Below are 20080 nucleotides of genomic sequence, written 5' to 3' on the forward strand. Positions count from 1 at the left end.
GAACCACGTTGTCCGAGCAACAGCACGAGCAGGCGGAGCAGAGCGTCGGGGAGTTCACCCTCGCCACCCCCGTGAGCGCCGAACCGACGGCGCCCCTGGCGTACACGGTCCCCGAGCCGGACGAGCGGTGGGACCTGCCGAAGGGCTTCGCGCACGTCTTCTACGGCGAGCACCAGCAGGGGGTCTTCCGCCCCGTGGTGCTGGCCGACGGGTTCAACTCCGGCCGCAGCAATCTGACGTGGCTGTACACCGGTCTCGACGGCGGCGCCTTTCCCCTGCTGAGCGAGATGCGTCGCCGGGGCCACACCGTCATCCTCATCGGCTTCGAGGAGCGCAGCGCCTCGATCCTGGACAACGCGCAGGCGGCGATGGCAGCCGTCCAGCGGACCATCGCCCAGCAACTGGGGGACGCGCGGCTGGCGGTCGGCGGCTTCAGCATGGGCGGCCTGGTCACCCGCTACGCCCTCGCGAAAATGGAAACGATGCGGATGGACCACCGCACCGCCGTGTACTTCTCCTACGACACCCCGCACCGCGGCGCCGTCGTCCCCGTCGGCCTCCAGGCGTTCTCGCACTTCATCCCGGTGCCGAACCCCTTCGCTCGGCAGATGAACAGCCCGGCCGCCCGGCAGATGCTCTGGCGGCACCACAACCCGGAGACCGGCGACACCGCGATCGCCCCCGAGCGCACGCGGTTCCTCAACGAGCTGTCGCAGGTCGGCGGATGGCCCGCCATCCCGAGGAAGCTGGCGCTCGCCAACGGCCGGGGCGACGGCACGGGCCCCGCGATCCCGCCCGGGGAGACCGCGCTGAAGGTCGAGCGGATCTACCCGGGGACGGCCTTCCACACCCAGGCGCAGGGCGTGGACGTCATCGTCGCCGAGCTGAAACGACGGTTCCCGCAGGCCGAGAAGATGGTGCTGACCAGCGACTTCCCCGAGTTCGACGGCGCCCCCGGCGGCACCCTCCGCTCGTACGGCATCCTCGCCGACATGCTGCGCAAGTTCGGCGCCGGCATCGACCTGCGGCACGAGCACGTGTGCTTCGTCCCCTCGGTCAGCGCGATCGCGGTCCGCGACCTCGACCACCAGAAGGACCTGTACGCGGCCATCGACGACCTGCCCCCGGACGACGCCGAGGTCGACGACTTCATCTGCTCCTCGATCACGACGGCGCACACCGAGATCACCCCGGAGCTCGGCGCGTGGCTGCTGGACCGGCTGCCCGACTGACCCGCCCCGACGGATTCGGGTCGCCGTAGCCCTTGCGACTTGCAGAACGCGTTACTACGGTCACGGCGACCCGGATAACTGATGGGCCGTCAGCACCGGTCCGTCGGAGACCGTCTGAGCGACGGGAGTCGACCATGCCCTGTCCAGCGCTGCCCGACGGGTTCGACCTCACCGACCCGGATCTGCTCCACCGCCGTGTCCCCCTCCCCGAGTTCGCCGAGCTGCGCCGTACGGAACCGGTCCACTGGGTCCCGCAGACACCGGGCCTCGCGGGCTTCGGGGACGAGGGCTACTGGGCCGTCACCCGGCACGCGGACGTCAAGTACGTCTCCACACACCCCGAGTTGTACTCGTCGTTCCTGAACACCGCGATCATCCGGTTCAACGAGCACATCGAGCGGGACGCCATCGACGCGCAGCGGCTGATCCTGCTGAACATGGACCCCCCGGAGCACACCCGGGTACGGCAGATCGTCCAGCGGGTCTTCACCCCGCGGGCGATCCGCGCCCTGGAGGACAACCTGCGCGAGCGGGCCCGGTCCATCGCGCGCGAGGCGCTCGCCCAGCCCGGCCCCTTCGACTTCGTCACCCAGGTCGCCTGCGAACTGCCCCTGCAGGCCATAGCGGAGCTGATCGGCATCCCGCAGGACGACCGGGCGAAGATCTTCGAGTGGTCGAACCGGATGATCTCCTACGACGACCCGGAGTACGCCATCACCGAGGAGGTCGGCCAGGAGTCGGCCACCGAACTCATCTCGTACGCCATGAACATGGCCGCCGACCGCAAGCAGTGCCCGGCCAGGGACATCGTCAGCACCCTGGTCGCCGCCGAGGACGAGGGGAGCCTGGCCTCGGACGAGTTCGGGTTCTTCGTGCTGATGCTGGCGGTCGCGGGCAACGAGACCACCCGCAACGCCATCACCCACGGCATGCACGCCTTCCTCACCCACCCCGACCAGTGGGAGCTGTTCAAGCGGGAGCGCCCGGCGACGGCGGCCGAGGAGATCGTCCGCTGGGCCACGCCCGTCAACTCCTTCCAGCGGACCGCCACCCAGGACACCGAACTCGGCGGCAAGCGGATCAGGAAGGGCGACCGCGTCGGCATCTTCTACGCCTCCGCCAACCACGACCCGGAAGTGTTCGAGAACCCCGACACCTTCGACATCACCCGCGACCCGAACCCCCATCTGGGATTCGGTGGCGGCGGCCCGCACTTCTGCCTCGGCAAGTCCCTGGCGGTGCTGGAGATCGACCTCATCTTCCAGGCGATCGCCGACGCCCTGCCGAACCTGCGGCTCGTGGGCGCCCCGGACCGGCTGCGCTCGGCCTGGATCAACGGGGTCAAGCACCTCCGGGTCAGCGCGGACTGACGCCTTCGGGTCGGCACGGGCCGCCCCCTCCGCCCCGACGCGGACCGACACCCCCGCCCCCGACTCGGGCCGACGGCCTCCCGGCGCCGTCGGCCCGTCCCCCGCGCCCGCACCCGTGTCCGTGCAAGCGCCCGCACCCGCGCCCGCGCGTCCCGAGCGCATCCCGACGGCTGCCCGTTCGCCCGGCTCATCGGAGGTGGGACGGTCCCCCTGTCCCGGCGCGGCGGGCGCTGTTGCCTCGGTTCCCGGCTGCCTGAACCTGCGTACACCGCCGCCGTCACCACCCTCGCCCCCGTCACCGGAGGACGGGCGACGGCGTGCCTCGTTCACCGGGCCCGGCCCGTCCGGCGCGGCGCCGGCTCCCGCCCGTTCATGCGTCACTCACCGAAGGAACCCTCGTGACGGCCGGGTGGCCCTCACGCCGGGAAAAGAGAGGTCGATGCGCAGGCATGGCCCCGGCCGGACGGGGTAATCGGGTCGAGCTGGCTGGGGAAGGACCATGACCTGGGGAGGTCGAGCGGTCCTTCCCCCGTTTCGTCTCGCGCGGACGGGGCGTCCCTGGACGCCCTGCGGACCGGCCGGCGGTCAACCGCGGACGGGGTCCCGTGGGCCGCTCGCGGCGGTCCGCGGGACCTCGTCGTCCGTCGTCCCGTCGTCCTTGCCCGGCTGCGCCCGTGGCCCCGTCAGGACGTAGGTGAGGGCGAAGCCCGCGCCGACGACGGCGGCCCCGCCGACCGCGTCGAGCACCCAGTGGTTGCCGGTCGCGACGATCGCCGCGACCGTGAACGCCGGGTGCAGCAGACCGAGGGCCTTCATCCACCACCGGGGCGCGACGATCGCGATGGTGAGCCCGCACCACAGGGACCAGCCGAAGTGCAGCGACGGCATCGCCGCGTACTGGTTGGTCAGCTGGGTCAGCGTGCCGTAGTCCGGCCTGGAGAAGTCCTGGACGCCGTGGATGGTGTCGATGATGCCGAGGCCCGGCATCAGCCGGGGCGGCGCCAGCGGGTAGAAGAAGAACCCGACGAGCGCGAGGAGCGTGGTGAGGCCGATGGCGGTGCGGGCCCAGCGGTAGTCGGCGGGACGGCGCCAGTACAGGAGACCGAGGACGGTCAGCGGCACCGCGAAGTGGAACGACGTGTAGTAGAAGTCGAAGAAGTTCCGCAGCCAGCCGATGCGCACCACCGCGTGGTTGACCCCGTGCTCGATGTCGAGGAACAGGGCCTTCTCGATCGCGAGGATCTGCCCGGCGTGCTCCTCCGCGACCGCCCGGCTGCCGGCCGCCTCCAGCCGCGTGCGCTGGTAGGCGGCGTACGTGACGCGGATCAGCAGCAGTTCGAGCAGCAGGTTGGGGCGGGTGGCGACCCGGCGCAGCAGCGGGGCCCGGCTGAAGCGGGTCTCCGCCTTCGGGGCGTACACGGTGGGGACCGGATGCCGGTAGTACGCCGAGGTGCGCGACAGGAACGGCACCACCAGCGCCGACGCCAGCGCGGTCAGCAGGACGACGTTGTCCCGCACCGGGTGCAGGACGCCGACGTTCGGCACCATCATCTTCGCGGGCAGCGTCATCACCAGGACGACGGCCACCGGCCACACGTACCGCGCCGAGGCCTTCTTGCCGACCCGGCCGACCGCCGCCGGCAGCACCCACAGCAACTGGTGCTGCCAGGACGTCGGCGAGACGGCGACCACGACACAGCCGGTGATCGCGACGGCGAGCAGCAGCTGCCCGTCACGGGCGTAGTGGATGGCACGGCGCACGCCGAGCACGGCGACGACGGCGGCCAGCACCAGGAAGACCGCGATCTCCAGCGGGCCTTCGAGGCCGAACCGCAGCAACGCCCCGTGCAGCGACTGGTTGGCGAGGTCGTCCGCCCGGCCGCCGAGACCCACGCCCGCCAGATGGTGCACCCAGTAGGCGTACGAGTCGTGCGGCATCGCGGCCCAGGCGAGCGCGGTGGCGCCGGCGAAGGTGACGCCGGTGCTCGCGGCGGCCCGGCGGCGCCCGGTGAACCACAGCAGCGGCGCGAACAGCAGCACCGTCGGCTGGAAGGCGGCGGCGATCCCGGTGAAGACACCGCTGACGCGTTCGCCGCGGACCGCGAAGCAGCCCGCGAGGACGAGCAGGACGGGGATGATGCTGGTCTGCCCCAGGTGGAGGGCGTTGCGGACCGGCAGCGACAGCATCAGCACGGTGACCGCGACGGGCGCCGCCAGCAGAGCTGTTCGACGGGTGACGGGCTGCGGCAGGGCGCGGGCCGCCACCAGACCGAGGGCCACGACCAGTAACAGGGTGCCGAAGGTCCAGCCCCAGCCGAGAGCCTGTTCGGCCGCACGGGTGAAGGGCTTGAGGACGAGTCCGCCGAACGGGGTACCCGTGAACCGCGTCGAGTCGTACAGCGAGCCCGCGACGTGCAGGACACCGTCCGGTCCGACCCAGGTCTCCAGGTCCGTCAGCCGCTCGCTCCTCGGCGTGCGCAGGACGACCGCGATCTGTCGCGCCGCGAGGACCGCCACGACCAGCCAGAGCACGGTGCGCACCGCCCCCAGCCGGGGCGCCGCCGCACCCGTGCCGACGGCACCGCCCGGTCCGCTCTGTTCCGCGTTCGCCACGCCCTGTCGTCCCTCCCGCCCCGTTCGCCGTCCCGGGGATGGGCCTCGTACCGCCCCAGGGTCCTTCTGATGAGACGCGGGCAACCTCGGCTTCACCTGACGGCCGCCCGTGTTTCGTCCGGAAGACGATAGTGCGCGCGGGGCGGCCGAAGGACTCAAGGGCGCGACCGGGATCACGGATGCACAGCCCGGCCGGGGCTGTGACCGGCCCCGGACAATCACCTGGAAGCATGGGCCCCCGCACGGACGTACGGCGGGAAGGGCGACGGAGGATGACACGGGGGACGGCACGGAGAGCGGCGTGGACGACGAACGGTTTCCCACGGGGGCGGACGCGCCCGGCACGCGGGACACCTGGACGGCTGGCGGTCCTCGTCCTGGCACTGCTCGGGTTCCAGCTGGCGTCGCTGGTGGCACCGGCGTACGCCTGCGGGTGCGGGGCGATGGTGCCGGAGGGACGGCACAGGGTGTCGGTGGGCCGCGAGACGTCCGTGGTGCGCTGGGACGGCCGCGAGGAGCAGATCGTGATGCGTCTGACGGTCGCCGGGGACGCCCGGACGGCCGCGTGGATCATGCCGGTGCCGAACCGGGCGTCGGTGGAGCTGGGTGACGCGGCCCTCTTCGACCGGCTCGCCGAGGAGACGGCGCCCGAGTACCGCGAACGGCAGTACTTCTGGCCGCGGTCGGGCGACTGGCCGTTCGACGCGTCCGAGGAGGACGGCGCGGCCGGAGCGGCGCCCGGCGACGGCGCCGTGGACGTCGTCGGCAGGGAGCGGCTCGGCCCGTTCGACGTGGCCCGGCTGACCGCCACCGACTCCGGGGCCCTCGGCGACTGGCTCGACGACAACGGCTTCGCGCTGCCCGCCCGGCTGGACACCGCGCTGGAACCGTACGTCCGCCAGAAGTGGGAGTACGTGGCGATCAAGCTGGTGCCGCGGGACACGGCCGGGGACGTCCCGCTCGGCGGCGCCCTCGACCCGCTGCACCTCACCTTCGCCAGCGACGCGCCGGTGTACCCGATGCGGTTGTCGAGGCTCGCCACCACCCCGCAGGCCCTCGACCTGTACATCCTCGCCGCACACCGGATGGAGCCGGGCTCGGCGATCGGCGGGGAGGAGCCACGGGTCACCTTCGCGGGCCGCATCGGCACGGCCGGCGGCGCGCTCGGCGACCTCACCGCCGGCGGCACCGACTTCCTGACGGCCGTCGAGCAGGACTTCCCCCGGCCGTCGCGGATCTCCGGCGATCACACGCTGCGGCGGGCGGCGGCCGACGACCCCTATCGAAAGGTCATCCACGTGGACGAGATGTGGACCGTGGGCGGCATGCCCGGCTGGCTGTTCACCTTCGGGCTCGGCATGGCCGTGCTCGCGGTCAAGGCGGTGGCCGTCGCGATCGTGCTCCGCCGCAACGCCCGCAAGCAGCCGCCGCCCCCGATGGCACCGGGCCCCTGGGTCCCGCCGGGCGGCCCGCACGCCGGGTACCCGCAGGGCGGCCAGCCCTACGGCGCGCCCGTGCCCCCGGCGACTCCCGTGCCCCCGGCCGCTCCCGAGCCGCCGGCGGACCACGAGCCCGGTCCGGGCGCCTGAGTCCGAACGTCGGGAACACGCACGCGGCACGCCTGACAGCGAAGGGACCTGCGCCTACATTCGTCAGCGCAACCAGTCAGCCGATCTCACCAGCTGTCGGAATGCCGGCTGCGGGAAAGCCGGCTTGAGGAAGACCAGCTGTCGCAAAGCCGGCTTCGGGAAAACCGGCTGCCGGAAAGCCGACCGTCGGAAAGGGCGCAGGTCCATGAGCAGCTCACAGACGTGGGACGACGTCGACACCTACTTCACGACCCACCTCTCCCCCAATGACGCGGCCCTGGAGGCGGCGTTGCGCGACAGCGAGGCCCACGGGCTCCCGCACATCAACGTCGCCGCCAACCAGGGCAAGCTGCTCCAGCTCCTCGCCCGCGTGCAGGGCGCCCGCCGCATCCTGGAGATCGGCACGCTCGGCGGCTACAGCACGATCTGGCTGGCCCGCGCGCTGCCCGACGGCGGCAGGCTGATCTCCCTGGAGTACGACCCCGGGCACGCGGAGGTCGCCTGCCGCAACATCGCGCGCGCCGGGCTGGACGCGCTCGTGGAGGTACGGGTGGGCGCGGCCCTGGACTCGCTGCCCAGGCTGGCCGACGAGAACCCCGAACCGTTCGACCTGGTCTTCATCGACGCCGACAAGGCCAACAACCCGCACTACGTCGAGTGGGCGCTGCGCCTGACCCGCGCGGGCAGCCTGATCATCGTCGACAACGTCGTACGGGGCGGCCGCGTCGCCGACCCCGACAGCACCGACCCGGACGTCCTCGGCACCCGCGCCGCCATCGACCTCATCGCCACCCACCCGAAGCTGGACGGCACGGCCGTCCAGACCGTCGGCACCAAGGGCTACGACGGCTTCGCGCTGGCCCGCGTCGTGGACTGACCCGAGGACGGCGGGGCCGGGCCGCGGCGCCGTCCTCGGGGGCGGTCTCAGAGTTCGTGGTAGAACCCGACGTTGACGCTGCGGGGGCCCGTGCGGTCGAGGATGACGAGTTCGCCGGAGCCGCCCTGCGGGAGCTTCGCGGTGCCGCCGTACGGCAGCGGCTGCGGCGAGTGGCCCTGGAGGGCCAGGCGCACCTCGGAGGAGGGCTCGGCGTGCGTACCGCGCAGCCAGGTCACCTGCCAGGTGCCGTCGGGGCCGCAGAGGAACTCCAGGTGGACACGGGAGACGAACAGCCAGTCGTCCGGGGTCACGAGACGGCACACCGCCCGGTCCCGGCCCACCCGGAGCACGGCGCCCGGCTCGCTGGGCGCGTCGGCCATCTGCATGCCGGCCGTCGCCCCGGCGTCCGCCTCGGACACCGAGGCCATGGTGAGTTCGAGCACGTACCGCTCCTAACGGGTCAAACTCCGATTGTCGCTGGACACGGCGCGCTCGGCGCACCGCCGCCGCATGATAAATCGCCGGATCGTCCGCTTGTGAGGGGTCCGGCACAATGGAGGCATGACCGAGCGAAAGCCACCGGGTGTCAGCTTCGAGTCCTTCGTCGACAAGCAGATCCGCGACGCGGAGGCGCGCGGCGACTTCTCCCACCTCCCCGGAGCGGGCCGACCGCTCGACGGGGACGACACGACGTACGACGAACTGTGGTGGATCAGGCGGAAGATGGCCCGTGAAGGGCTGTCCGTGCTGCCGCCCGCGCTGGAGCTGCGCAAGGAGGCGGAGGACGCGCTGGCCGCCGCGGCTCAGGCCCCGTCCGAGCGGGCCGTGCGGAAGATCATCACCGATGTGAACGCGAAGATCCGCGCCATGATGTTCCGCCCGCCGCCGGGACCGCCGCTGGGCCTGAAGCCGTACGACGTCGAGGCGATCGTGGAGGAGTGGCGGGCCGCCCGCCGGACCCCCTGACACCATCGGCCGCCGGCGGATGGGCCGCGCCCGCGGGAGGCCGTACACGCGGGAGGCCGCGTCCCCGTGCACGACCGGGGGCGCGGCCTCGTTCAGGGGCACCGCTACGAGGGTGCCGCTACGGGGGTGCCGCTACAGGCGGAGCAGGCGTTCGGTCAGTTCGCGGTAGTCGCGCAGGGCCAGCCGCAGTTGCTCCGTGTCGGCGGAGGAGCCGCGCTCCCCGCCGCCCGACTGCCAGGTGGCGCGCAGCGTGCGGCGCCGCTGGTTCACCGCGTCGGTGAAGCGGGAGGCCGCCTCCTCCAGGACGTGGTCGGCCTCCTCCACGGCGGACCGCGGCCCGTCGACGAATCCGCCGACCGCGTGCCGCAGCCGCAGGCTGAGCCTGTCGGTCTCCTCGTTCGGCAGCAGATGCCCGGCGGAACCGGCGGAGGCACCGGACGCCCGGCCTTCGGCGCGGCCCTCGCCCTCGTGGCCCGCCACGAGCGGGGACCGGGTGCCCTGGGTGCTTTGGGTGCCCCGGGAGCCGGTGGCGCCCTTGCCGTCGGCCGGGCCCGGCGTGCCCGTGCCCGTGGCGGGGGCGGTGGCGGGGGTACCGCCGGGGCCAGGGGTGTGGGCGGGGCCGGGAGTGTGGCCGGGAACGGTGGTGTGGCCGGGACCGGGCGTGCCCGTGGTGTCGTCGGGTCCGGTGGTGCGGTTGGGATCCATGGTGCCCTTCGTGACTCCGGGGCCGCTGGTTCGGTTGGCGCCCGTGGTGTAGGCGGTGCCGGTGGCCGCGGGGCGCTGCTCGCGCCGTCCCCGGGTGTCGCCGTCACCTGTCGTCGTGTGCTCGGTCATCGCCCTCAACTCCCCTTCGCATGACGCCTGGTCAGGCCCCACGGCTGAGACTGCCGGCCGTCGGGGCGAGCGGGTGCGGTGGCCGTACGGCGGTCGGCCGCCGTACGGTCGGCCGGCGTCCCGGTGCCACCGTCGGCCCGCGCGTCGCGCCGACCGGGTGCCACCAGGTCCTCGAACAGGGCACGGCCCTCGACCAGGGCCTCGCGCAGCTCCTCGGTGCCGGCGCCCGAACGGCCGTCGGCCGTGGCGGTGCCGGGGGAACCGGCGCCCTGTGCCGCGCGGTGCAGCCGGCGGTAGCCGTCCACGTGGTGGGCGTGGTGGACGGAGAGCGCCTCCAACTGGGTCTCGTGGCGTCCGCCGTCCGGGAAGCCGCGCGCACCGGCCAGTTCGGCGATCAGCCGGTCCGCCTCGACGACCGCCTCGCGCGGCGAGTCGACGAAGCGTTCCTGGGCGGCGGCCCAGCGGGCCTCGTACAGTTCGCGCTCCGCGCTCGACAGCGGCCGGCGCTCCAGGGCGCCGTGACGCTTCACGCGCTCGGCGAGTTCACGGGCGGCGGCCCGCTCGTCGCCGTCATGGCGGGCCACGGTCCGGTCGTACTCGGGTCCGAAACGCCGCTTCAGCGATCCGCCGCCGTTCGAGGCGCCGCGGGCGCGCAGGGTGAGGACGGCCGCGAGAACGACCACGACCGCCACGATCACGATCAAAGCGATGATCACGCCTGTGGACATGAGTGCCTTCCAGGTTCGTCGGCCCAGGGATTCTCGGCTCGGCGGGCCGTCTCTCGCACCGGGTTGCCCGAACCGTTTCGTTCAAACGGCGACGACGGGCCCGCGACCGGGCCCACGACTCCCCGCGCGACCCGCACGGCGGCCGAAGTCACCCCGAAACAGCCGCCGTTGACCCCGGACCGGAACAACGGCCCACCGGTGCCCAGCGCGAGCCGCCGCCCGACGTCCACCGTCCGCCCCGCCCCCGGCCCCCGCGAAACCCGCTCGCATGCGTCTCCCCCGATCGCCGACAATCCCCGCCATGGCCTCCCCGACGACCGCCTGGTCCATCGCCCCCGAACCGTTCGACTCGCCCGTCGCGGCCGCGCTCTGGCGGGCGTACTACACGGAGGTCAGCGACCGCTGGTACCTGCTGCACGAGGGACGCCCCACCGACCCCGACGAGCTGGAGCGGGAGATCGCGGCGAACACCGGGGACCGTCTCGCGCCGCCGGACGGGGTGCTGCTGGTGGCGCGGTACGCCGGCGAGCCGGCCGGCACCGCGGGCGTACGGCTGCTGGCACCGGCCACGGCGGAGCTGAAACGGGTCTACCTCCGCGCGGATGCCCGCGGCAAGGGCGGCGCCGCGCTGCTCGTGACGGCGGCCGAGGACCGGGCCCGGCGCCTGGGCGCCCGGCGGATCGTCCTCGACACCCGCGCCGACCTCGTCGAGGCACGCGCGCTGTACGCGCGGCTCGGCTACGAGGAGAGCGAGCCGCACAACGACGACCCGTACGCGGACCACTGGTTCACGAAGACACTGGTGCGGTCGGCGGCTCCGACGGGCGGCCGACCGGCCGTCGGCCGGGCGGGCACTCGGCGTCCGAACCGCACATCTCGTCGGTGAGCTGCTCGACCAGACGGACCAGGTCGGTCGGCCGGTCGGGCCCCCACCAGTCGCCCAGCAGCTCCGCCAGGGACTCCTCACGGGCCTTGGCGAGCCGGTCGGCGACCGCGCGCCCGGTGCCGGTCAGCACCAGGTCGAGACCGTCACGGCGGGCGAGCCCGCGCTCCTCGACCTGCCGCGAGGCGCCCATGATCACCTCCAGCGGCACGGTGCTGCGCTCGGCGAGCGCCCCGGGCTCGACCAAGCCGTACCTGCGGATCCGCAGCAGCAGCCAGCTCGCGGCGGGCAGCAGGTCCTCACCGGCCCGCGCGGTGATCGTCCGGTAGATCTCCCGCCGGCCCTCCCTCGACCCGAGCAGCGACAGCGCCCGGCACACCTCGTCGTACGACGACCGCTCGACGGGGTTGCTGGCGAAGGTCTCCGTGCCGTCGGGGGCCGTCACCGAGGCGCGCAACCGGTCCTCGTGCAGGAACCAGGCGAGCACGAAGCCGAGGAGGGCGACCGGGGCCGCGTAGACGAAGACGTCGGTGATGGCCTCGGCGTAGGCGTCGAGGGCGGCGGGCCGCAGCGAGGACGGCAGCTGGGCGATCTCACGCGGGTCCGCCTTCAGCCCGTCCACGCTGACGCCGGCCGGCAGCCGCGCACCGCCCAGGGCGCTCGCCAGCTTGTCCCCGAGGTGCGCCGCGAAGACCGTGCCGAAGACGGCCACCCCGAACGCGGCCCCGATGGACCGGAAGAAGGTCGCGCCGGAGGTGGCGACGCCCAGGTCCTCGTAGGGCACGGCGTTCTGCACGATCAGCACGAGCACCTGCATGACGAGGCCCAGCCCGAGACCGAAGACGAAGAGGTACGCGCCCACCTCGCCGTCACCGCTGCGCGCGTCCAGCTGGTGCAGGAGCAGCAGACCGAGCGTCGTCACCGCGGTCCCGGCGACGGGGAACACCTTCCAGCGGCCCGTACGGCTGACGATCTGCCCGGACACCGTCGACGACAGCAGCAGGCCGAACACCATCGGCAGCATGTGCACACCGGACATCGTCGGCGACACACCGCGCACGACCTGGAAGAACGTCGGCAGGAAGGTCATCGCCCCGAACATCGCGAAGCCGATGATGAAGCTGATCACGGCGGACAGGGTGAACGTGCGCACCCGGAACAGCTTCAGCGGCAGCACGGGTTCGACCGCCCGCCGCTCCACGGCCACGAAGACGACGGCGAGCGCCACGCCCAGCACGGCGAGACCGATGACCTGCGGCGACCCCCAGCCCCAGGTCGTACCGCCGAGGGAGGCGACGAGGACCAGGCAGGTGGCGACGGAGGCGATGAGGAAGGTGCCGAGGTAGTCGATGACGTGCCGCTCGGCCTTGCGGGGGACGTGCAGGACGGCGGCGATGACGATCAGCGCGACCGCCCCGACCGGCAGGTTGACGTAGAACACCCAGCGCCAGCTCAGATGCTCGGTGAGCAGCCCGCCCAGCAGCGGCCCGAGCACACTGGTGGCCCCGAACACCGCCCCGAACAGCCCTTGGTAGCGCCCCCGTTCACGCGGCGGGACAAGATCCCCGACGATCGCCATCGACAGGACCATCAACCCGCCGCCGCCCAGGCCCTGCAGCGCCCGGAACCCGATCAACTGGGGCATGTCCTGCGCCGCTCCGCACAGCGCCGACCCCACGAGGAAGATCCCGATCGCCGTCTGGAACAGCCGCTTGCGGCCGTACTGGTCCCCGAGCTTCCCCCACAGCGGGGTCGCCGCCGTCGCGGCCAGCATGTACGCCGTCACGACCCACGACAGATGGTCCAGCCCGCCCAGATCGCTCACGATCGTCGGCAGCGCCGTCGACACGATCGTCTGGTCCAGCGCGGCCAGCAGCATCCCGAGCAGCAGGGCCCCGATGGACACCATGACCCCGCCGGGCACGTGCTCGGCGGAGCCGCCCGCGGCGCGACGCCGGGCACCGGACGGTTCCGCGCGGACCGGGGCGCCGCCGGCGTCCGCCGAGGAGACCGCCGGTTCCCCCTCCGGTTCTCCCGCCGCACTCCCTGCCGTAGCACTCCCTGCCGTACCCCCTGGAGTGTGCCCCGCCATGTGCCCTGCCGCATGCCCCGGCGTGTGCCCTGCCGCGTGCCCCGGCGTGTGCCTTTCCGCACGCCCCGGCGTGCCGCCGCCGTCGTCGTGCGCGGTGTCGTCGGTCATGCGGACCTCCCGAGCGCCTCCGAGGGCCTCGTACAGCGGGGGCTCGTACGGCGAGGGCCCGTACAGCGTCCCCGGTTTCCTGATCCCTCCGGTTTTCATTCCATCGTGGGCGGTGTGACCGGTTATGGCCTGTCGAGCCGTTGCGGCGCCCGTCACTCCTGTGACGATCGGGAGGTTGTGTGACGACGGTTTGCATAAACTCGGGAGTCTTCACGGGGAGGGACCACACGTGAGTGAACCGACCAGTCACATATGCCCGGAGTGCTTCGCTCCCCGGGCCACGGACGGAAGCCCGTCCTGCGGCTGTGGCCGACGCGCCTCCGAAGCACTCCTGCAAGCCCGCACCGCACAGGCGGCCGCCGCCGAGGACTTCGACCCGCTGCGCATCCGCCCGTACGTGGAACTGGGCGGCACCGGGGACGACCACGGACACCCCGGCGCCACGGACCCCGCCGAGCCCGCCGAGGCGACGACGATGCCTCTGGCGGCCTTCCGGGCCCCGCGCACGACCCCACCGACGGCCGACGACCGCACCAGGCCGCTCACGGTCCCGCCGCCCGCGCCCTCTCCCGGATCCCCGCACACCCGCCCCACGCCCCCCGCACGCCCCCGCTCCGCCGCCCGTCGCCGCCGTACGGGGCTGATCGTCGCCCTCGGGGGCACGGCTGCGGCCGGTGTGATGGCGGCGGCCGGCGTCATGAGCGGCCTCTTCTCCTACGAGGCGCCCGAGCGGAACGGGGCGCTCCCGGACGACGTACGGGCGAGCGCGCCGGACACCACGGTGGACGGCGGCAAGACGCCGGTGGAGACGCCCGAGGAGGCCACGGCGGGCGGGGCGCCCGCGCCGGCGCCGCCGGGCCGTGCGGGGCGGTCGAAGCCGTCCGGGGTCCCGTCCCCCTCCGCCTCGAAAGGGTCCGCGTCACCGTCGGCGTCGCCGTCGCCCAGCCCCAGCGAGGCGTCGCCCAGCGCCCGGGCGACCGACAGGTCGACGGCCGACGACGCGCACAACGGCGACAGCCAGCTGGAGGCCCCGAAGACGCTCCGCCTCGGCGACGACGACCCCGAGGTCACCGAACTCCAGCTCCGGCTGCGCCAGGTGGGCCTCTACAACGGCGACATCGACGAGAACTTCGACCGCCAGGTCGAACAGGCCGTCATCGACTACCAGATCACCCGGGCCGTCTCGAAGGACGACGAGCCCGGCGTCTACGGCCTCGCGACCCGAGCCCGCCTGGAAGCAGAGACCCAGGAACCCTGACCGCCACGCCCCCACCGACCACCCCACAACCCCCGGCCGCCCCCACCGCGGGCGCGCCGGGGGCGGCACACCCCCCGTCCACCCGTGATGCAGGATGACACCATGAGCATCGTCAAGATCAACGTCCTCACGGTCCCTGCCGAGCAGCGCGAGGTGCTGGAGAAGCGGTTCGCCTCCCGCGCCGGGGCGGTGGAGAGTTCCGACGGGTTCGAGTGGTTCGAACTGCTGCGTCCCGTCGACGGCACCGACAACTACCTCGTGTACACCCGGTGGCGCGACGAGGCGTCCTTCGAGGCGTGGATGGAGGGGCCGATGAAGCAGGCCCACCAGGGCGGCGGCGAGCAGCCCCCGGCCGACCGCCCCAAGCCGGCCGCGTCCGCCTCGACCGTCTGGTCCTTCGAGGTGGTCCAGCAGACGGGCCCGAAGAACCCCGAAGCCTGACAGCCACCACGCCCCGCCCCGCCCGCCGCACCATGCGCCGGGCGGGGCGCGGCGCGCGGCTCCAGGCCGTGTATCGCGTCACACGGTGGGATCCACGTTCCACGCCTCCGGTAGATCGCCGCCACAGAAGACGCAGACGAAGTCGTTCTCACGCACGATGTTGTGCTCCTGGCAGTCGGGGCACCGCCGGAACACCACCTCATGGGTGAAGCCAGAGGGCCGCCCGAGCCCTACGTCGTCCAGCGCCTGAGCCACTGCCGGCCAGGAGGTGACGTCCGGACAGTATCCGGTGGACTGGGTGCTGACCTCGTCCACGGCCCACCGGTCTGCCGTATGCGTGAAGCCGATCTCGCCGGCACTCAGAACCATGTGCCCGCCCGCACAAGCCACGTGTTCACTTCGCCGCGGCGCCAGCCGAAGCACACCATCGGTGCCGACCACGAAGGTGAACGGCTCCCTCAGTTCGGCTGCCGATCGCTCGGCGATCCAGCGGTCGAAGTCAGCCGCCGAGCCGATTCGGCACCCGCCACCGCCAGGCCGGACCGTGGCCTCCAGCTCAACCGGTCCGACGTACCTGTGACTCCGCCCCCGCGCACTCACGCCGATCGGCCCCGAAGCACTTCCACAGCCCTCAGGCGATGTGCAGCCGGACCAGCCCGTCGCCGTCCGTCTCGACCCGTACGGAGCGCAGATCGGGCACCACGACGTCCGGCCCGTGGGCGGCCGCGCGTGATCCGATGCCGACGACGCGCATGCCGGCGGCGCGGCCCGCGAGGATGCCCGCCTCGGAGTCCTCGAAGACGACGCAGTCCTCGGGGGCGACGCCCAGTTCGGCGGCGCCCTTCAGGAACCCCTCGGGGTCGGGCTTGCTCGCGCCGACGGACTCGGCGGTGACCCGGACGTCGGGCAGGGCCAGCCCGGCGGCGGTCATCCGCGCGGTGGAGAGGGGGACGTTCGCGGAGGTCACCAGCGCGTGCGGTACCGCGCCGGCGTTGAGGGCGGCGAGGAACTCCGGCGCGCCGGGGACGGGGACGACCCCGTCCACGTCCGCGGTCTCCTCCTCCAGCATCCGCGCGTTGTCCGCGTGGTTCAGCTCCATGGGCCGGTCCGGCAGCAGGACGGCCATCGTGGCGTACCCCTGACGGCCGTGGACCACCCGCATGACCTCGGTGCCGTCGAGCCCGTTCCGCTCGGCCCAGCGCCGCCAGACGCGCTCGACGGCGGCGTCCGAGTTGACGAGGGTGCCGTCCATGTCGAGCAGGAAGGCGCGGGCGGTCAGAACGGTCGTGGCCGGCATCGGCGGACTCCAGGGCGCGGGAACGCGGGAAGGGGCCGGACGGTCGTGAGACGGCGGTACGGCCCTGCGGGGGACAAGGCGGCCCCGCCCACCGGTCAGGGAATGCGGGCGGGAGCCACTTTGTTTCCCCACGGTACAAAACAAACAGGGCTCACCGCCACCCCCTTCGTCATCCCGTCACGGCCTCCCACAGACTCCACACACCGAGCCCCGCCATCAGCACGGCGGCGATCTGGGTGATCAGCTTCAGCGGCACCTTCTTCATCAGCGCCCGGCCGCCGACGATCCCGAGCCCGGCCACGGCCCACAGCGCGAGGACCGCGCCGAGCCCCACGGAGAGCGGGGACTCGTACCGCGCGGCGAGGTTCGCCGTCATGATCTGGGTCAGGTCGCCGAACTCGGCGACGAGGATGAGCATGAAGCCCGCGCCGGAGACCTTCCAGAAGCTCTGGTTCTCGGGCTTGCGGATCTCCTCGCCGTCATCGTCCCCGCCCTTCTGCATCAGCAGCACCGCCGCGCCGCCCAGGAACAGCACACCGGTCAGCGCCTGCACGATCTGCTGGGGCAGCAGGGTGAGGACGCTGCCCGCGGCGACCGCCAGCGTGACGTGCACGGCGAAGGCGGCGGCGACGCCGGCGAAGACGTACGAGGCGCGGTAGCGGGTGCCGAGGACGAGGCCGGCGAGCGCGGTCTTGTCGGGGAGTTCGGCGAGGAAGACGACGCCGAAGACGAGCGCCGTGACACTGAAGCTGATCAAGGGTCCTCAATCGGTCGGGCTGCCCCACCGAGAGAAACCGTCCGCTGACGCGACACCTCGGCACGGCAGCACACGTTCACCCGTGCGGGGTCGCACGGGTGTGCACTGCTTGCCGAAGGTCTCGCTGGCGGGCCCTTGTCCGCGGGCCGCCTCCGGGCGCCGGCTCAGACGAGCTGAGCAGTATGTCGACGGTCCGGCGAAGAGCTACTCCCCTTCTGCGGCGTCCATGGTACGCGACGCTCCGCGGGAGCGCCGCCGGGGCCGCTTCCCGGGTGCGGGCGGGTGGGGGTCGCCCGTGAAATCGCCACGCGCCCGCACCCGCCGACGTACCACGCGCCCCCGAGCCACGAGGCGCCTGCGCACCAATCCCGGCCGGACCCCTTGTCGTGCCATGTGCACGTCATTAACTTCTCACCCGACGCTCATCCGCCGGTAACGCCCCACCGCGACCCTTCAATCGCTCGCACCCCCGACCCCCCGGCCCCACAAGGAGTTCCCATGCGCAGGTTCTACGCGCGTCGACGGTTCGGCATACTCACCGCGCTCAGCGGACTGATAGCCTCCGCCGCGCTCTTCAACGCCCCCACCGCCTCCGCCGCCCTCCCCACCCCGGTCAGCGCCGCCACCGCCCGCAGCTACCTCGCCACCCTCACCGTGGCCACCGAGGACCGCACCGGCTACAGCCGGGACCTGTTCAACCACTGGATCACCATCAGCGGCACCTGCAACACCCGCGAGACGGTCCTCAAGCGGGACGGGTCGAACGTCGTCACCGACTCCGCCTGCGCCTCCACCAGCGGCAGCTGGTACTCCCCCTACGACGGCGCCACCTGGACCGCCGCCTCCGACCTGGACATCGACCACCTCGTGCCGCTGGCCGAGGCGTGGGACTCCGGTGCCGACAACTGGAGCAGCTCGCTGCGGCAGCAGTTCGCCAACGACCTGACCCGCCCGCAGCTCATCGCCGTCACCGACAACGTGAACCAGGCCAAGGGCGACCAGGACCCCGCCACCTGGATGCCGTCGCGCACCGCGTACCGCTGCACGTACGTCCGCGCCTGGGTCCAGGTGAAGTACTACTACGACCTCTCGGTGGACTCCGCCGAGAAGAGCGCCCTCACCGGCTACCTCGCCAACTGCTGACGCACCCGACGCGCTCGGGTGGCCCGGAACCTCCCCGACCTCCCCCGTCGTTCCGTACCGTACGGGGCGACGGAGGAGGGTGGTCCCGAGGGACGGCGCGTCCCCGGGGCCCCCGACCAGAGAGGGAGCGGGTGATCGCCGATGGCGGAACTGCGCCTTGGCCCACTGCTGAGGTACGTGGACGGTTCGGCCGCGACCGTCTGGGTCGAGACGAGCCGCCCCTGCACGGCCGAGGTGCGCTGCTCCGGCGGCGGGGGCGGCACGTCCCCCACCTTCCAGATCGCCGGTCACCACTACGCGCTGGTGCCGGTGACGGGCCTGACCCCGGGCACGGTGTCGTCGTACGAGGTCCTCCTCGACGACACCCCGGTCTGGCCCCTGCCCGACTCCCGCTTCCCGCCGTCCGAGATCCACACCCCGGCCGGCGACGACCCGGTCCGCGTCGCCTTCGGTTCCTGCCGCTGGGCCGCGCCGCCGCACGGCGAGCCCGACCCGGTGGGCCCGGACGCGCTGGACGCGCTGGCCTCCCGCATCGCCGCCGGGTCGGGCGACGAGCGCCCCGACGTCCTGCTGCTCCTCGGTGACCAGGTCTACGCGGACGAGACCTCCAGGGCCACCCGCGCCTACCTCGCCTCCCGCCGGGACCTGCGGGACCCGCCGGGCGCCCAGGTCACGGACTACGAGGAGTACACCCACCTGTACTACGAGTCCTGGCTCGACCCGGGCATCCGCTGGCTGCTGTCCACCGTGCCCACCTGCATGATCTTCGACGACCACGACGTCATCGACGACTGGAACACCAGCGCGTCCTGGCTCGCCGACATGCGGGCCACCCCGTGGTGGCAGGAGCGCATCCTGAGCGGGCTGATGTCGTACTGGGTCCACCAGCACCTCGGCAACCTCTCCCCCGCCGAACTGGCCGCCGACCCGGTCCACGCCGCCGTACGCGCCGCCCCGGACGGTACGGACGTGCTGCGCGCGCACGCCGCGGAGGCCGACCGGGACCCCGCCTCGGTCCGCTGGAGCTACCGGCGGGACTTCGGGCGGGTGCGCGTGCTGATGCTCGACAGCCGGGCCGCGCGGGTCCTCGACGAGGCGGACCGGTCGATGCTGGACGCGGGCGAGGCCGCGTGGCTGCGGGAGCAGGCGCTGGCGGACCCCGGCTCGTGCGACCACCTCCTCATCGGCACCTCGCTGCCCTGGCTGCTGCCGCACCTCGTGCACGGCGCCGAGGCGTGGAACGCGGCCCTGTGCCGGGGCGCGCGCGGGGAGCGGTGGGCGCGCTTCGGGGAGAAGGTGCGGCGGGCGGCGGACCTGGAGCACTGGGCGGCGTTCCCGGAGTCCTTCGACGCGCTGACCGCGCTGACGGCCGAGGCCGGCTCGGGGGACGGCGCCCCGGCGACCGTGCTGGTGCTCTCCGGGGACGTGCACCACGCCTACGTAGCCCAGCCGTCCTGGCCCGCCGACGCCCCCGCCGTGCCGGACGCCCGCGTCCTGCAACTCACCTGTTCCCCGGTCCACAACTCGGTCCCGCTGTCCATGAAACTCGGCTTCCACTTCGGCTGGAGCCGGACGGGGCGGGCGATCGGCCGGTTGCTCGGACGGCACGGCCGCAGCCGGCGGCCGTCGATCGACTGGCGCAAGGCGGGCGGCCCCTGGTTCGGCAACCAGCTCATGACCCTGACCCTGCGCGGCCGTTCGGCCCGGCTGCGGTTCGAGCAGGCGCGGGCGCGACGCGGCGAGAAGGCCCGGCTGGAGACGGTCGCGGAGTCGGTACTCACTCCCTAATACCGCCATAGGACACGGTTGTTACCCCTGTTGTCCGGGATGCGCGTGAGGCATCCCACACCGGGCGCCCGGAAGGGCTTCAGTGCTCCGTTCGTGTGCCGTCC

General features: G+C 73.0%; 18 protein-coding genes. 10 read left to right on the forward strand and 8 right to left on the reverse strand.

Features of this window, described 5'->3' with window-relative positions; all coding sequences use genetic code 11:
* Window positions 1-8 precede the first annotated feature (8 nt).
* Entirely contained in the window at window positions 9-1232 is a 1224-nt protein-coding gene (locus tag GSY65_RS10550; RefSeq protein ID WP_159767083.1) for an esterase/lipase family protein, read from the forward strand.
* 134 nt (window positions 1233-1366) lie between these two features.
* Window positions 1367-2602 carry a cytochrome P450 gene (locus GSY65_RS10555; RefSeq protein WP_159767084.1) on the forward strand — a complete coding sequence of 412 codons (1236 nt, stop codon included), beginning with the start codon at window positions 1367-1369 and terminating at the stop codon, window positions 2600-2602.
* A 585-nt stretch (window positions 2603-3187) separates the two neighbouring features.
* Here GSY65_RS10555 and GSY65_RS10560 read toward each other — a convergent pair.
* A complete protein-coding gene (locus GSY65_RS10560) occupies window positions 3188-5215 on the reverse strand; it encodes a bifunctional glycosyltransferase 87/phosphatase PAP2 family protein (RefSeq protein ID WP_159767085.1) in 2028 nt (675 codons plus the stop codon).
* Between the two features lie 272 nt (window positions 5216-5487).
* Here GSY65_RS10560 and GSY65_RS10565 point away from each other — a divergent pair, with 272 nt between their 5' ends.
* Window positions 5488-6804, forward strand: coding sequence for a DUF2330 domain-containing protein (locus GSY65_RS10565; RefSeq protein ID WP_159767086.1), 1317 nt, complete (start codon window positions 5488-5490; stop codon window positions 6802-6804).
* Between the two features lie 205 nt (window positions 6805-7009).
* Window positions 7010-7681, forward strand: a complete 672-nt coding sequence (locus GSY65_RS10570) for an O-methyltransferase (RefSeq protein ID WP_159767087.1) — start codon at window positions 7010-7012, stop codon at window positions 7679-7681.
* Between the two features lie 47 nt (window positions 7682-7728).
* On the opposite strand, the gene GSY65_RS10575 is transcribed toward GSY65_RS10570, so the two are convergent.
* A complete protein-coding gene (locus tag GSY65_RS10575) occupies window positions 7729-8124 on the reverse strand; it encodes a hypothetical protein (RefSeq protein ID WP_159767088.1) in 396 nt (131 codons plus the stop codon).
* Between the two features lie 118 nt (window positions 8125-8242).
* Here GSY65_RS10575 and GSY65_RS10580 point away from each other — a divergent pair, with 118 nt between their 5' ends.
* Window positions 8243-8647, forward strand: a complete 405-nt coding sequence (locus GSY65_RS10580) for a J-domain-containing protein (protein WP_159767089.1) — start codon at window positions 8243-8245, stop codon at window positions 8645-8647.
* A 132-nt stretch (window positions 8648-8779) separates the two neighbouring features.
* Here GSY65_RS10580 and GSY65_RS33700 read toward each other — a convergent pair whose 3' ends face one another.
* Together GSY65_RS33700 and GSY65_RS10590 are read right to left on the reverse strand one after the other, a co-directional pair.
* Window positions 8780-9481, reverse strand: a complete 702-nt coding sequence (locus tag GSY65_RS33700) for a hypothetical protein (RefSeq protein ID WP_236579732.1) — start codon at window positions 9479-9481, stop codon at window positions 8780-8782.
* Window positions 9482-9486: 5 nt separating this feature from the next.
* Window positions 9487-10209 carry a hypothetical protein gene (locus GSY65_RS10590; protein WP_159767090.1) on the reverse strand — a complete coding sequence of 241 codons (723 nt, stop codon included), beginning with the start codon at window positions 10207-10209 and terminating at the stop codon, window positions 9487-9489.
* 268 nt (window positions 10210-10477) lie between these two features.
* Between GSY65_RS10590 and GSY65_RS10595 the strand changes: the two genes are divergently transcribed.
* Window positions 10478-11095, forward strand: a complete 618-nt coding sequence (locus tag GSY65_RS10595) for a GNAT family N-acetyltransferase (RefSeq protein ID WP_443043204.1) — start codon at window positions 10478-10480, stop codon at window positions 11093-11095.
* Here the strand turns inward: GSY65_RS10595 and GSY65_RS10600 are convergent.
* The gene (locus GSY65_RS10600) at window positions 10998-13001 is read right to left on the reverse strand and encodes a DHA2 family efflux MFS transporter permease subunit (protein WP_443043205.1); all 2004 of its coding nucleotides are present in this window, start codon (window positions 12999-13001) and stop codon (window positions 10998-11000) included. The two genes, GSY65_RS10595 and GSY65_RS10600, sit on opposite strands and share 98 nt — an antisense overlap.
* A gap of 520 nt (window positions 13002-13521) precedes the next feature.
* On the opposite strand from GSY65_RS10600, the gene GSY65_RS10605 reads away from it, so the two are divergent.
* A complete protein-coding gene (locus tag GSY65_RS10605) occupies window positions 13522-14550 on the forward strand; it encodes a peptidoglycan-binding domain-containing protein (protein ID WP_159767092.1) in 1029 nt (342 codons plus the stop codon).
* A gap of 102 nt (window positions 14551-14652) precedes the next feature.
* Entirely contained in the window at window positions 14653-14991 is a 339-nt protein-coding gene (locus GSY65_RS10610) for an antibiotic biosynthesis monooxygenase family protein (protein ID WP_159767093.1), read from the forward strand.
* 78 nt (window positions 14992-15069) lie between these two features.
* On the opposite strand, the gene GSY65_RS10615 is transcribed toward GSY65_RS10610, so the two are convergent.
* From GSY65_RS10615 to GSY65_RS10625, 3 genes are all read right to left on the reverse strand, one after another.
* A complete protein-coding gene (locus GSY65_RS10615) occupies window positions 15070-15591 on the reverse strand; it encodes a hypothetical protein (protein WP_159767094.1) in 522 nt (173 codons plus the stop codon).
* A 31-nt stretch (window positions 15592-15622) separates the two neighbouring features.
* Window positions 15623-16288 (reverse strand): HAD family hydrolase, encoded by a 666-nt coding sequence (locus tag GSY65_RS10620; protein ID WP_159767095.1) that lies wholly within the window; start codon window positions 16286-16288, stop codon window positions 15623-15625.
* 169 nt (window positions 16289-16457) lie between these two features.
* Window positions 16458-17045, reverse strand: coding sequence for a TMEM165/GDT1 family protein (locus tag GSY65_RS10625; protein WP_159767096.1), 588 nt, complete (start codon window positions 17043-17045; stop codon window positions 16458-16460).
* 498 nt (window positions 17046-17543) lie between these two features.
* Here GSY65_RS10625 and GSY65_RS10630 point away from each other — a divergent pair, with 498 nt between their 5' ends.
* Both GSY65_RS10630 and GSY65_RS10635 read left to right on the forward strand, forming a co-directional pair.
* Window positions 17544-18188 carry an HNH endonuclease family protein gene (locus GSY65_RS10630; protein WP_159767097.1) on the forward strand — a complete coding sequence of 215 codons (645 nt, stop codon included), beginning with the start codon at window positions 17544-17546 and terminating at the stop codon, window positions 18186-18188.
* Window positions 18189-18329: 141 nt separating this feature from the next.
* The gene (locus GSY65_RS10635; RefSeq protein WP_159767098.1) at window positions 18330-19976 is read left to right on the forward strand and encodes an alkaline phosphatase D family protein; all 1647 of its coding nucleotides are present in this window, start codon (window positions 18330-18332) and stop codon (window positions 19974-19976) included.
* Window positions 19977-20080: the final 104 nt, after the last annotated feature.

This window comes from Streptomyces sp. HM190, assembly GCF_009857135.1.
Classification (GTDB): domain Bacteria; phylum Actinomycetota; class Actinomycetes; order Streptomycetales; family Streptomycetaceae; genus Streptomyces; species Streptomyces heilongjiangensis.

Bases quoted from the DNA above. Each gene is read 5' to 3' on its own strand.
- GSY65_RS10565 (WP_159767086.1), top strand. From the start codon at position 5,488: ATGACACGGGGGACGGCACGGAGAGCGGCGTGGACGACGAACGGTTTC.
- GSY65_RS10630 (WP_159767097.1), top strand. From the start codon at position 17,544: ATGCGCAGGTTCTACGCGCGTCGACGGTTCGGCATACTCACCGCGCTC.
- GSY65_RS10555 (WP_159767084.1), top strand. From the start codon at position 1,367: ATGCCCTGTCCAGCGCTGCCCGACGGGTTCGACCTCACCGACCCGGAT.
- GSY65_RS10610 (WP_159767093.1), top strand. From the start codon at position 14,653: ATGAGCATCGTCAAGATCAACGTCCTCACGGTCCCTGCCGAGCAGCGC.
- GSY65_RS10620 (WP_159767095.1), bottom strand. From the start codon at position 16,288: ATGCCGGCCACGACCGTTCTGACCGCCCGCGCCTTCCTGCTCGACATG.
- GSY65_RS10580 (WP_159767089.1), top strand. From the start codon at position 8,243: ATGACCGAGCGAAAGCCACCGGGTGTCAGCTTCGAGTCCTTCGTCGAC.
- GSY65_RS10595 (WP_443043204.1), top strand. From the start codon at position 10,478: ATGCGTCTCCCCCGATCGCCGACAATCCCCGCCATGGCCTCCCCGACG.
- GSY65_RS33700 (WP_236579732.1), bottom strand. From the start codon at position 9,481: ATGACCGAGCACACGACGACAGGTGACGGCGACACCCGGGGACGGCGC.
- GSY65_RS10570 (WP_159767087.1), top strand. From the start codon at position 7,010: ATGAGCAGCTCACAGACGTGGGACGACGTCGACACCTACTTCACGACC.
- GSY65_RS10590 (WP_159767090.1), bottom strand. From the start codon at position 10,209: ATGTCCACAGGCGTGATCATCGCTTTGATCGTGATCGTGGCGGTCGTG.
- GSY65_RS10635 (WP_159767098.1), top strand. From the start codon at position 18,330: ATGGCGGAACTGCGCCTTGGCCCACTGCTGAGGTACGTGGACGGTTCG.
- GSY65_RS10600 (WP_443043205.1), bottom strand. From the start codon at position 13,001: ATGGTGTCCATCGGGGCCCTGCTGCTCGGGATGCTGCTGGCCGCGCTG.